The sequence below is a fragment of the Campylobacter sp. MIT 12-5580 genome, from assembly GCF_005406235.1.
Taxonomy (GTDB): Bacteria; Campylobacterota; Campylobacteria; order Campylobacterales; family Campylobacteraceae; genus Campylobacter_D.
This window is the reverse complement of the sequence record NZ_NXLK01000005.1, coordinates 55,301-67,659: the sequence shown is the minus strand read 5'-3', so window position 1 is coordinate 67,659 and position 12,359 is coordinate 55,301. Positions and strand designations below refer to the sequence as shown.

The window sequence follows — 12,359 nt, the reverse complement described above, 5'->3', positions numbered from 1 at the left end:
TAACCTTTTTTAAGCCTTATGCTTTTTAGCTAGTCTATCAAAGCCCCAAATTTTACGCGCCTCATCAGCCTTTACAGGCTCTATGATAAGCATTTCTTCATCAGATTTTAGCCTGTCTTCAAGCTCGCCAAAAGCATTTATATACAAACTATCGCCATAAAAAAGCCAATCATCATCGTGTTTTGGCTGTCCTATGCGGTTTACTCTTAAAATAGCTACTGAGTTTAAAAAAGCCCTTGTTTTAAGAAGTTCTAGCCATCTTTGCTGACTTTTAAAAGTGCAAGCACTTGGCAGTATCACTAGATCGATTTTTTTTGATCTTATCAAAGCCCAAAAGGCGTCAAAATGAGCCTCAAAGCCAAAAAGCAAGGCGCATTTTATACCCTCATAATCAAAATGAAAAAGTTTTAAGTTCGTGCTTTTGTTGCTAAAGAATTTCTCTTCATTCCAGTGCGTATAAGGCATAAGAATTTGCTGTTCGTAGCTTGAAATTTCGCCATTTGAAGTTACCTTTAAACACACTTTTTTATAAGCTTTACTTTGCACCTCGATAAAAGGCGCGATGATACTGAGTTCATACTTTTTTGCTAAACGCACGAGGCTTTCTTTTTTTGCCTCGCTTTGTTCTTTAATCATATTTTTAGGCATGGTTAAAAGCTCGGTAAAAAAGCTGTTTAGCACATATTCGCCAAGCACGACAAGATTTGCCCCACTTTGTTTTGAAGCTTTAAGATAATAATCAAGCCTCATCTCGCTTAAAGGCAAAGTCGCTAGCTGAAGTGCAGCTATTTTACTCATCAATTTCCTTTATCTCAAGCTTAGCTTTTTCTAAAAGCTCTCTTGCATTTTTGATAAATTCTAAGCCTTGTTTGTAAATTTTTACGCTTTCATCAAGACTTAATTCATCTTTGTTAAGCTCCTCTAGGGCTTTGTTTGCCTTGTTTAAATTCTCTTCAAAGCTCATTGATTGACCTTATAATTTGGGGCTTCTTGAGTGATGATGACATCATGCACATGGCTTTCTTTAAGCCCAGCTGAAGTGATTTCTACAAATTCAGCCTTTTCTTGAAAATCAAGTATATCCATTGCTCCAACATAACCCATAGCCGATCTTAAACCACCTACAAGCTGATGAAGCACACTTTTGATATTGCCTATATAAGGCACACGTCCTTCTATGCCTTCTGGCACGAGCTTTTCACTGGCTGTTCCTTCTTGAAAATAGCGATCTGAGCTTCCCTTTTGCATAGCTGCTAAGCTTCCCATGCCTCTATAAGTCTTATACTGCCTGCCTTGAAAGGTAAAAAGCTCGCCCGGACTTTCATCAGTGCCAGCTAAAAGTGAGCCTATCATCACTGAGCTTGCTCCTGCTGCAAGAGCCTTTGCTATATCGCCTGAGTATTTAATGCCTCCATCAGCTATCACTGGAACACCAAATTTACTCGCCTCTAAGGCACATTCTTCTATGGCTGAAATTTGAGGCACGCCTACACCTGAAACTATACGTGTAGTGCAAATACTTCCTGGTCCAATCCCTACCTTAACCCCATCAACCCCAGCCTCACAAAGAGCCTTTGTGGCTTTTGCTGTAGCGACATTACCAGCGATGAGCTCAAGCTTAGGAAAGGTCTTTTTTATAGCCTTTGCTGTATCAATAATACCCTTTGAATGCCCATGTGCGCTATCAAGCACAATGATATCAACCCCAGCTTCAACAAGAGCTTGTACCCTCTCAAGCTGTCCTACTCCAACAGCAGCACCAACTAAGAGCCTTCCAAACTCATCTTTGTTTGAATTTGGGTATTCTTTGCGTTTTTTTAAATCTTTAATGGTGATTAAGCCCTCAAGGCGTCCTTTTTCATCGACGATTGGGAGTTTTTCTACCTTGTTTGTGCTAAAAATCTTTTCTGCATCATCAAGGGTGCAGCCTTTTAAAGCCGTGATTAAAGGCGCTTTTGTCATGACATTTTCAACCAAGTTATCAAGCCTACCTTCAAAACGCAAATCACGATTTGTTAAAATGCCTATGAGAACTTTTTCTTCATCAACAACTGGAACGCCTGAAATTCTATACTCTGCCATAAGATCAAGAGCGTCTTTTACGCTTGCTTTTGGGCTGATGAAAATAGGATCGATGATAACTCCGCTTTCACTTTTTTTCACTCGTTTGACTTCTCTTGCTTGGCTTGCTGTATCCATATTTTTGTGGATTATGCCTACTCCTCCAAGCCTTGCCATAGTAATAGCAGCTCTGTGTTCTGTAACTGTGTCCATGGCTGCTGAGATTATAGGGATATTAAGTTTTAAGTTTTTACTTAAGCGAGTTTCTACCCTTACTTCTTTAGGTAAAATTTCAGAATACTGAGGCACTAAAAGCACATCTTCAAAGGTTAAAGCGCGTTTGATGATCTTCATTTGTTTTCCTTTACTAAATTTTCAAGGCTAAGGGCTGAGTTTAAAAGCTTTAATTCATCATTTGAAATAAGCTGAGCTGAGATATTAAGCCCATCCTTATCCTTAGCTATAGGCACAGAAATTCCAGCCAAACCAGCTAAATTTACAGAAATGGTAAAAATATCTTCTAAATACACTTGCATAGGGCTTTTTTGGCTGTTAAACTCAAAGGCTGTGCTTGGAGTAACAGGCATAAAGATAAGATCAGCTCCTTTTAAAAGCTCGTCATATTTTTGCTTAATCAATGCCCTTGCTTTTTGAGCCTTGATATAATACGCATCATAATACCCACTGCTAAGCACAAAACATCCTAGCATTATGCGTCTTTTAACCTCATCACCAAAGCCCTCGCTTCTGCTTTTTATATATAAATCCTTAAGATTGCTTAAATTTTCAGCCCTTCTTCCATAACGCACCCCATCATAGCGGCTTAAATTCGCACTTGCTTCAGCCGTAGCGATGATATAATATGCTGCTATATCAAATTTAGAATCTTGCAAGGAGTGAAACTCAAGCTCAAAGCCTTCGCTTTTAAGCTTATCAAGGCTTGCTAATAAAGCACTTTTTACCTCTGGAGTGCATTCATCTATATAATTTTGTATCACAGCAATTTTGGCTTTTGCTTTGGGATTTAGCTTTGGTGCAGTTAGCTCAAAAGGCTCATTTAAGCTGGTGCTGTCTTTTTCATCAGCTCCAGCTATAGCATCATAAAGAAAAGCAGCGTCCTCAACGCTTCTTGTTAAAACGCCGATTTGATCAAGGCTTGATGAGTAGGCACTAAGTCCATACCTGCTTACCCTGCCATAACTTGGCTTAAAGCCCACACAACCACAAAAAGCTGCTGGCTGACGCACAGAACCGCCCGTATCAGAGCCTAAGCTTGCTAGAGCTAAGTTTGCTGCAACTGCTGCGGCACTGCCTCCACTTGAACCGCCTGGAACTCGTGAGGGATTAAGAGGATTTAAGGTTTTACCATAAAAGGAAGTTGCTGTGGTGCTTCCCATAGCAAATTCGTCCATATTTGCCCTGCCATAGGGTGCAAAGCCATTTTTCTTTAAATTTACTATAGCCGTAGCATCATAAGGCGCAACATAACCTTGTAAAATCTTGCTTGCACAAGTAAGCTCCCAGTCTTTTACGCTGATATTATCCTTTATCGCTATAGGCACACCATCCCCACTTTGACTTAAATCTTTTCCTAAAAACTGCTCGACATAAGCACCTATTTTTGCTTCTTTTTTAGCTCTTTCATTAAGCTCTTTTCTTAGCTCATCAAGCTCATTTTTTGAAAGCTTTAAAGCCTCTTTTAAACTTAGCATTGTTTATCCTTTTTCTTAATTAAAACAAAAAAAAGCCCAGCTAGGGCAAAAACGACAATTATCGTTGTGATGATAAGACTTGTTGGCACTTCTTGACTAAACATTCATCGCCTTTAAAACCTTAGCACATCTTGAGCAAGGTTCATTTTCACTTTTAGCATGAAATTTCCAACATCTTGGGCATTTGTGCTTGCTTGCTTTAATGATTTTAAATTGATGATCTCCTACACTAAATTCAGCCAAAGCCTCACTTTGATCAAAGCTTTGCACCTCGCTCACCATAAAAAAGTCCTCAATCTCACTTATATCATGGCTTAAAAGCTCATTTGCTGTGCTTTGCAGGCTGAGTTCTAAGGTTGATTTGATGATTTTATCCTTTTTAAGAGTGTCAATTTGTTCTAAAAATTTCGCTCTAGCACTCAGCAATAATTCATCTTCTATCTTAAAATCATACTCCAAGCCCCCATCAAAACAAAGATCAAATACATCTTTTGCACTGCCTTTTATAAGCGTATTTGCATGCTCTAAAGCCTCATCAACGCTGTAAGTTAAGGTAGGAGCTAGTAAGATTAAAAGCTCTTTTGCTATCAAAGCCATAGCACTTTGCGCACTTTGTCTTTTGGCTGAGTTTTTTGCATCACAATACAATCTATCCTTGCAAATATCAAGATAAATTCCACTTAAATCAGCGATGAGAAAATTCATCAAAAGTCCATAAGCTTTAGCAAATTCATAAGCATCAAACAAAGCCTTTGTGCTTGCAAAAACCTTGCTTGCTTTGCTTAATATCCACTTATCAATGAGGCTAAAATTTTGTGTTTCTAAGAATTCAAGATCGTTAGTATTTGCGAGTAGAAAACGTAAGGTATTGCGGATTTTTCTGTATTGCTCGGCAACTTGTTTGAGTATATTTTCTGAAATTTTTAAATCACTTGAATAATCACTTAAAAAAATCCACAGCCTTAAAACCTCTACTCCATAAGTCTTTGCAACCATTTTTGGATCGATGACATTGCCCTTAGACTTACTCATCTTTTGACCCTTTTCATCTATGGTAAAACCATGCGTTAAAACACTTTTATAAGGGGCTTTTTCATTGATGATTGAAGAGATTAAAAGCGAGCTTTGAAACCAACCTCTGTGCTGATCGCTACCCTCTAAATACATACTTGCTGGAAATTCGCCTGCATCATAAAGTCCGCTTTTAAGCACAGCCTCAAAGGTAGAACCGCTATCAAACCACACATCAAGTATATCTTCAACCTTTTCTAAGTCTTTAGCCTCATAGCTTGAGTTTGGCGGTAAAAGTTCAGCTATGCTCAAATTCCACCACGCATCAGCTCCTTTTTGCTCAAAAATCTTTGCTATATGCTCATATAAAGCAAAGTCTAAAAGCACTTCTTTTGTTTTTTTGTCTCTTAAAAAAGCTATTGGTGTTCCCCAAGCTCTTTGCCTTGAGATACACCAATCAGGGCGATTTTGCACCATAGAACCTATGCGTTTAATCCCACTTTGTGGATAAAATTTGATCTTTTCAAGCTCTTTTAAGGCGAGCTCTCTTAGGCTTTTTTGGCTAAGTTTTTTTTCATCCATCACAACAAACCATTGCTTTGTCGCCCTATAAATCACAGGTTTGTGCGTCCTCCAGCAAAATGGATAAGAATGTATGAATTTAGAACAAGATAACACACTTGAGCCAAGCAGCTCTATAATCTTTTCATTTGCCTTAAAGATATGAAGTCCGATAAACTCATCAAGTTTATCTTGTGGTAAAAGTGCTTTTGTTCTTAAAGTTTCATCATAAAGCCCCTTATCATCAACAGGCATAAGCACTTCAAGCTTGTATTTTAACCCCACATGATAATCATCTTCACCATGTCCTGGAGCTGTATGCACAAGCCCAGTTCCTCCGTCCATTAAGACATGATCGCCTAATATGAGTAAGGATTTTCTCGAATTTAAAGGATTGATAGCCTCAAGATACTCAAGCTCACTAGCTTTAAAGCTTTTTTGCACTTGAGCTTTAGTTAAGCCCTTTTCTACCATACTTTTAAGCAAAGGCTTTGCAAAGATTAAATTTTCACTTGTAAGTACGTATTCTTCATCTGGATTTAAGGCTATGGCTACATTTGCTACCAAAGTCCAAGGCGTAGTTGTCCAAATCACAGCCTTTGCTTCTTTTACTCCAAGCTTTTCACAAGCTTTTTCATCTAAATCAAAGGCTACAAAAAGTGAATAATCCTCTTTATCTTCATATTCTACCTCAGCTTCAGCTAAGGCTGATTGAGCTGCCCAGCTCCAAAATACAGGCTTGCTTCTTTCAAGCAAAAGCCCTTTTTCAAGCACCTTGCAAAGCGCACGATAAATATTTGCTTCAAAAGCAAAGTCCATAGTCAAATAAGGCTTATCCCAGTCTGCAATCACACCAAGTTCTTTAAAACCTTCTTTTTGCAAAGTGATAAATTTGTTTGCATGATCACGGCAAAGCGTGCGAATTTCTTGAGTATTTGCACTTTGTTTTTTTTCTTTTAAATTCAGCTCAACTTGCTGTTCTATAGGCAAACCATGACAATCCCACCCCGGTGTAAAACGCACTTTTTCGCCATTAAAATAATGTGTTTTAATGATAGTTTCTTTAAGGATTTTATTTAAGGCATGTCCTATGTGAATATAGCCATTTGCATAAGGAGGACCATCATGAAGCGTAAAACTTTTGCTTGCTTTTTCTCGCTTTTTTTTCATTTTTTCATACGCATAATTGTTTTCAAACCACCTTTGAAAAGCCTTTGGCTCGTTTTCTGGAAGGTTTGCACGCATAGCAAAACTCGTATTTGGTAAAAGCAAAGTATCTTTATAATCCATAATTTTCCTTAAACAACTTAAATATAAGCTACAATTTTACTTAAAAATGCTTTAAATTTGACTTTAAATTAGCTATAATTTCAAAAAAATAAGGAAAAAAATGAGACATTTGCTTTTGATTATAGGTGAAGATTTACACTTGCATAAAAATTTTATCGCTTATATTTGTGAAGAATATGAAAAAAAATTCAAAGAGCTCAATGAGCTTAAAATTCTTACCAAAGCAAGTAAAGATTTGCCTTTTTTGCTTGAGAACTGGATCAAAGAATTTAACTATATCACTATCTTTTCAAATCAAACAAATTATGTTATCCTCGCAAAGATTTTAGCCACTTTAAATGAAGATTTGCTTGTTTTAAAAAATGATATTTTAGTGCCTTCAAAAACTTTAACCTTTGATCAACATGGCTTTATCAGCACTTTTGAAAGATCAAAAGTCAATTGCATTAAAACAGAACTACAGCAAAAACTTCCTGCCATACTTCACGAACTTGAAGATGAATTTGACTTTTTTATGCTTAAAGATATAGACGAAGAAAGTGCAAGGCTCTTGCTTGAAACCTTAACAAAATCCTATGACACAAGCATACAAACTACAAGCATTTTAGAAAATCTCATACTCATCAAAGCAAGCAATATAGAACACGCCAAACTTGAAAGCTTTTTTATAGCATGCAAAAACCTTTTTGGTGCAAAAATGATGTTTGGCAACAATCCCCTTGAATACATCGCGCAAACACTCAAAGAAAAAAATCTTAAAATTTCTTTCGCAGAATCTTGCACAGCTGGACTTTGTGCAGCAAATTTAGCAAAAATTGATGGTGTTTCTGCCCTTTTTGAAGGCTCTTTAATCACCTATTCAAACCGCTTAAAACACGAATGGCTTGGCATTAGCCAAAGCGTGCTTGAAGATGGGGGCGAGTATAGCGAACGTTGTGTATATTTTATGCTTAAAGGCACTTTTAAAACAAGTGGGTGCGATTTTGCTTTAGCTATCAGCGGGGTAGCTGGCGAGGCTGATGAACCAACTTGCAAAAGTGGCAGGGTGTTTATAGGGGCGATGTATAAAGATGGCACTTTTTTGCAAGAAATGCTTGATTTTAAAGGTAATAGAAATTTCATCAGAGAACAAGCTTGCTTGGCTGCGTTTTGCTTGATGATGCGACTTAAGCCTGAAATTTTTGTTTAAATTTAAGGAAAAATACAATGCAAGAACTGAAGCAAAAAGATGACTTAGAAAAAGCCTTTAAGCTGATAAAACAACTTCGCCCAAGCCTTACTTTAGCTGAGTTTTTAGATAAAGCTACACTTGCTTTTAAAACCCAGCATTATAAACTTTTTGCATTTAAAGATGAAAAAGATGAATTTATAGCACTTTGCGGGGTTATGCCTTTTAATGTGCTTTATCATGAATCTTGTCTTTATATTTGCGATTTTGTGGTTGATGAGCGCTTAAGGGGTAAGGGCGTTGGAGCAAGATGCCTTAAAGAGCTTGAAAGCTGGGCAAAGGCTCAAGGCTATAAAGAACTAGAGCTAAGCTCAAGTTTTTTTAGAAAAGAAGCACATAGCTTTTATGAAGAAAAAATGGCTTTTGAAAAAACAGGCTTTGTATTTAAGAAAGGTCTATAAAATCGATCTTGAAAAGATTTTTTAAGAAAGAATAATTTATATTTGATTAAACTCCATCTCAAAAGTTGGGAAATATTTAACATTTTCTGTGTTACATTGCACTATATATTCCTTTTCATTCGCTTTAAAAATCCATATAAGTGGACAAAATTTTAGCACAAATTTATTCTTATAGACAATAAATATAGGCTTTTATTAACCGCTAATTGAGTTTTTTTCGTTATGATTGGGCTAAAAATTTAAGGTTTTATTGATGAATTTGCCAAATATACTTGCTTTATTTCGTATATTACTTGCACCTTTACTTTTTTTTGTGCTTACTTTTAAATTTCAAAGCTTACATTCAAGCTGGATAAATTATTTTGCAACACTGATTTTTGGCGTAGCTGCTCTTACTGACTTTTTTGATGGATACATTGCAAGGGCGTGGGGACAAAAGACAAAACTAGGAGCCATACTTGATCCTTTAGCTGATAAAATGCTTTTGCTTGCTGCTTTTTTAGGGCTTTTACTTCTTGATAGAGCTAATGCTTGGGTGGTGTATCTTATCTTAGTGCGTGAGTTTTTCATCACTGGTTTTCGCGTGGTTATGCAGGCTGAAAATATAGACATTAGCGCTTCATTTGCTGGCAAACTTAAAACTGCTTTTCAAATGATAGCGGTGATTTTTTTGATGATGGAATGGATTTTTGGCGAGGCTTTGCTTTATCTTGCTTTGATCTTGACTTTATACTCTGGCTTAGAATATATCCTTGTTTATCTTAAACACAAGCAAAGGGCAGATAAATGAAATCTTTATTGTTTTTACTTGCCATTATCATACTTGGGGTGTATTTTTACTCTGCAAGCTTTTTTGTAACCTTGCTTGTGATTTCTTTTTTAATCTTTTTTCATGAATTGGGGCATTTTTTAGCTGCAAAATCCTTAAGAGTCAAGGTTGAAGTCTTTAGCATAGGTTTTGGTAAAGCCCTGCTTGAAAAAGAATTTAAAGGCACAGCATATCGCTTAAGTGCCTTACCTCTTGGTGGCTATGTCAAACTTAAGGGACAAGATGATTTAAAGCCTGGTAAAGAAGTGTTTGAAAAAGACAGCTACAGTGTCTTAAAACCCTTACAAAAAATTTATATACTCTTTGCTGGTCCATTTTTCAATCTTATCCTAGCCTTTTTGCTTTATCTTGCCATCGCACATTTAGGGGTAAGCAAACTTGCTCCAACTATAGGTTTTATAGCCCAAAACTCAGCCGCACAAAAAGCTGGCTTGATGGTAGGAGATACCATAATAAGCGTCAATAATAAAGAAGTTTTTAGCTTTGATGAGCTTAGAAAAGAGATTAAAAATGAACGCTTAAATTTACTTGTACAAAGAGCTAATGAAAGACTTAATATCTCACTTATGCCTGAAGTCGCGGAAGGCTATAATGAGTTTTTACAAATTGTGCAAAAGCCACTCATTGGCATAGCACCGAGCAATGAGAGTAAAACTTTTTACTATACAGGCTTTAATGCCTTTTTATACGCATACGAAGAAAGTGTAGAAGCTAGTATGCTTATCATTAAAGGCTTAGTTAAGCTTATCGTTGGCGAACTTGATGCTAAGAATTTAGGTGGGGTGATTACTATGGTTGATTTTACTTCCAAAGCCTCACAACACAGCCTTGTAAGCCTTTTTCTCATCACAGCTCTTATCTCCATTAATCTTGGCATACTCAATCTCTTGCCTATACCTATGCTTGATGGCGGACATATAGTATTTAATATATACGAGCTTATTTTTAGAAGAAAGGTTCCAGCTAAAGCCTTTGAATATCTTAGTTATGGTGGCTTAGCCTTACTTTTAAGTGTGATGATTTTTGCAACTTATAATGATATAGTAAGATTGGCTTTAAAACAATAAACTTCTTATTTTTTAAAGCAAAGCAAGTGATAAAATCAAGTAAGAAAAAAGAAGAAATTTAAACTCACAGCAAGGAAGCTTTTTGCTGTGAGTAAGCTTTTAAAAAATTATTTTTTAAGCTCTTTGATACGAGCAGCTTTACCGCGTCTGTCTCTAAGATAGAAAAGTCTTGCACGGCGAACGCGTCCTCTTCTAAGCACGCTTATGCTCTCTAAGCTTTCACTATAAATAGGAAAAATTCTTTCAACGCCTATATTGTTTGCGCCCATTTTACGAACGATAAAGGTTTCACCTGTGCCATTACCCCTACGAGCTATACAAAGCCCTTCAAAGTTTTGAATTCTTGACTTATCGCCTTCTTTGATGCGAATAGCAAGCTTGAGCGTATCGCCTGCACGAAAGTCTGGGACTTTTTTTTCTTTGATTTGAGCATCTTCAAACTGCTGTATGTATTTATTTTTCATCATTTGTCCTTAATTTTGCGTTTTTGGTATAAGCTTGGATTGAAAAAGCTTGTTTTACACAACGCTAGTTTTTCTTTTAAGCTTGCAATTTTAGCGTGATTTCCCTTTAAAAAGGCTGAAGGGGGAAGAAATTTTTTATTATTTTTTTCAAAAATAAAGGGCTTAGTGAAAGAAGGAGCTTCAAGTAAATCATTTTCAAAGCTTTCTTCATCAAGGCTTAAGCTATTGCCAAGCACACCTTTTATATTGCGGCTTATGGCATCACAAAGCACTAAAGCACCAAGCTCTCCACCCGTAAGTACAAAATCACCTATACTAAAAATTTCATTTGCAAATTCTTCACTTACTCTTTCATCAATGCCCTCATAACGCCCACACACAAAACAAATATGTTTTTTATGAGCCAAACGTCTAGCGTCTTTTTGTTTAAAAACTTTTCCGCAAGGATTTAAAAATATAAAATGCGTATTAAAGTCCTTTTCTTGCATGCTATAAAGGCAGTCAAATAAGGGCTGGGTTTGAAGCAAAAGCCCTGCTCCTCCGCCGATTTTATAACTATCTACTTTTTTATGCTTATCAGTGCTAAAATCCCTTGGATTATAAAACTCAAACTCCAAAAGCTCCTTTTGCTCAGCTCTTGCAAGTATAGAGTCCTTAAAATAAGGCTGTATAAGCTCTGGAAAAAGGGTGATAAAACTAAATTTCATAAGCTTTTTAATAGCTCAAAAGCGTTGTGAGTAAAGATCATCTTATTTTCAAGCTCAACTTTTTGGATATATTTATCTGCATAAGGCACATAAAATTCTTTTACAAAGCCTTGCTTAACAAGCTCTTCATCAGTTTTAATTAAAAAAAGATATGAAGCTGAAGTTTCAAGTATATCTACAACTTCGCCGAGTTTTAAGTCCTCTTCAAATACTATACAAGCAATAATGTCAAAATAAAAATACTCATCTTTCTCAAGCTTGCAAGTTTGACGGGTATGTGTAAGGCTTTGATATAAAAGCTCGTTTGTGAGGGATTTAGCAAGCTCAAGACTTTCAAAGCCTTCAAAGAGGACAAGCTGGTTTTGCTGATCAAATTCTTTAATGACGAGCTTTTTGTTTTTTTTATCCAAAAAGCTTGCCCCTTTTTTAAACTGCTGTATAAAATCGCTGAGATTATGAAGCTTTACAAAGCCCTTAAGTCCAACGCTTCTACCGAGTTTTGCTACAAGAACTTTATTATCCATAAATCATTCATCAAGGCTTTTTACGCTGACTTTATAGCTTGTCAAATCCTTGCTTTTGCACGCTGAAATCACGGTTTTAATCGCATTAATCATCTTGCCATTTTTGCCGATCAGTTTGCCTGTATCAACTTTATCCGCATAGATGATGATTTCAGCAAAGTTTTCATCTAAATTTAAACGCTGGGTGCTGATCTTTTCTGGATAATCAGCGATAAGCTTTGCGTATTCTTTTAAAAAATCTTCAACCATGATTATTTGCTTGTAATAGAAGCCACTTTATCGCTAAGCTTTGCACCAACGCTTTTCCAATACGCTAAACGTTCAGCATCAAATTTAATCACTTCTGGTTCTACCATAGGATTATAATACCCTATACTTTCTATCCAGCTACCATCACGACGTTTGCGGCTGTCAGTTACTACTATACGATAAAATGGTCTTTTTTTACGTCCCATTCTTGTAAGTCTAATCACTGTCATTGTTTGTTCTCCTTAAAAAAATTAA

14 protein-coding genes are annotated in these 12,359 nt (G+C 36.4%); 4 read left to right on the top strand and 10 right to left on the bottom strand.

The window, feature by feature from the left end; genetic code table 11:
* Positions 1 to 9 precede the first annotated feature (9 nt).
* The 5 genes from CQA38_RS06315 to ileS all read right to left on the bottom strand — a co-directional run bounded on the left by CQA38_RS06315 (position 10) and on the right by ileS (position 6,635).
* The gene (locus CQA38_RS06315; protein ID WP_137633157.1) at positions 10 to 798 is read right to left on the bottom strand and encodes a carbon-nitrogen hydrolase family protein; all 789 of its coding nucleotides are present in this window, start codon (positions 796 to 798) and stop codon (positions 10 to 12) included.
* Entirely contained in the window at positions 791 to 964 is a 174-nt protein-coding gene (gene xseB / locus CQA38_RS06310; RefSeq protein ID WP_137633156.1) for an exodeoxyribonuclease VII small subunit, read from the bottom strand. Before xseB ends, CQA38_RS06315 begins: the two co-directional genes overlap by 8 nt.
* A complete protein-coding gene (gene guaB / locus CQA38_RS06305) occupies positions 961 to 2,415 on the bottom strand; it encodes an IMP dehydrogenase (RefSeq protein ID WP_137633155.1) in 1,455 nt (484 codons plus the stop codon). The genes xseB and guaB overlap by 4 nt, the downstream gene beginning before the upstream one ends.
* Entirely contained in the window at positions 2,412 to 3,773 is a 1,362-nt protein-coding gene (gene gatA, locus CQA38_RS06300) for an Asp-tRNA(Asn)/Glu-tRNA(Gln) amidotransferase subunit GatA (RefSeq protein WP_137633154.1), read from the bottom strand. Before gatA ends, guaB begins: the two co-directional genes overlap by 4 nt.
* 96 nt (positions 3,774 to 3,869) lie before the next feature.
* Positions 3,870 to 6,635 (bottom strand): isoleucine--tRNA ligase, encoded by a 2,766-nt coding sequence (ileS, locus tag CQA38_RS06295; RefSeq protein WP_137633153.1) that lies wholly within the window; start codon positions 6,633 to 6,635, stop codon positions 3,870 to 3,872.
* Between the two features lie 100 nt (positions 6,636 to 6,735).
* On the opposite strand from ileS, the gene CQA38_RS06290 reads away from it, so the two are divergent.
* The 4 genes from CQA38_RS06290 (at position 6,736) to rseP (ending at position 10,160) form a co-directional block, all read left to right on the top strand.
* On the top strand, positions 6,736 to 7,824 hold the full coding sequence (locus CQA38_RS06290; RefSeq protein ID WP_137633152.1) for a CinA family protein: 1,089 nt from the start codon (positions 6,736 to 6,738) through the stop codon (positions 7,822 to 7,824).
* A 17-nt stretch (positions 7,825 to 7,841) separates the two neighbouring features.
* Positions 7,842 to 8,264: a GNAT family N-acetyltransferase gene (locus CQA38_RS06285; protein WP_137633151.1), complete on the top strand. Its 423-nt coding sequence runs from the start codon at positions 7,842 to 7,844 to the stop codon at positions 8,262 to 8,264.
* 253 nt (positions 8,265 to 8,517) lie between these two features.
* Complete coding sequence (gene pgsA / locus CQA38_RS06280; protein WP_137633150.1) at positions 8,518 to 9,054, top strand: CDP-diacylglycerol--glycerol-3-phosphate 3-phosphatidyltransferase; 537 nt, start codon at positions 8,518 to 8,520, stop codon at positions 9,052 to 9,054.
* Positions 9,051 to 10,160 (top strand): RIP metalloprotease RseP, encoded by a 1,110-nt coding sequence (gene rseP / locus CQA38_RS06275; RefSeq protein ID WP_137633149.1) that lies wholly within the window; start codon positions 9,051 to 9,053, stop codon positions 10,158 to 10,160. Before pgsA ends, rseP begins: the two co-directional genes overlap by 4 nt.
* 107 nt (positions 10,161 to 10,267) lie before the next feature.
* Here rseP and rplS read toward each other — a convergent pair whose 3' ends face one another.
* Genes rplS through rpsP form a run of 5 tightly spaced genes read right to left on the bottom strand, consistent with a single transcriptional unit; the run spans position 10,268 to position 12,334 of the window.
* A complete protein-coding gene (gene rplS / locus CQA38_RS06270; protein WP_137633148.1) occupies positions 10,268 to 10,624 on the bottom strand; it encodes a 50S ribosomal protein L19 in 357 nt (118 codons plus the stop codon).
* The gene (gene trmD, locus CQA38_RS06265) at positions 10,624 to 11,331 is read right to left on the bottom strand and encodes a tRNA (guanosine(37)-N1)-methyltransferase TrmD (protein WP_137633147.1); all 708 of its coding nucleotides are present in this window, start codon (positions 11,329 to 11,331) and stop codon (positions 10,624 to 10,626) included. Before trmD ends, rplS begins: the two co-directional genes overlap by 1 nt.
* Positions 11,328 to 11,855, bottom strand: coding sequence for a ribosome maturation factor RimM (rimM, locus tag CQA38_RS06260; RefSeq protein WP_137633146.1), 528 nt, complete (start codon positions 11,853 to 11,855; stop codon positions 11,328 to 11,330). Before rimM ends, trmD begins: the two co-directional genes overlap by 4 nt.
* A 3-nt stretch (positions 11,856 to 11,858) precedes the next feature.
* Positions 11,859 to 12,104, bottom strand: a complete 246-nt coding sequence (locus CQA38_RS06255; protein ID WP_137633145.1) for a KH domain-containing protein — start codon at positions 12,102 to 12,104, stop codon at positions 11,859 to 11,861.
* A gap of 2 nt (positions 12,105 to 12,106) precedes the next feature.
* Positions 12,107 to 12,334: a 30S ribosomal protein S16 gene (gene rpsP, locus CQA38_RS06250; RefSeq protein ID WP_137633144.1), complete on the bottom strand. Its 228-nt coding sequence runs from the start codon at positions 12,332 to 12,334 to the stop codon at positions 12,107 to 12,109.
* Positions 12,335 to 12,359: the final 25 nt, after the last annotated feature.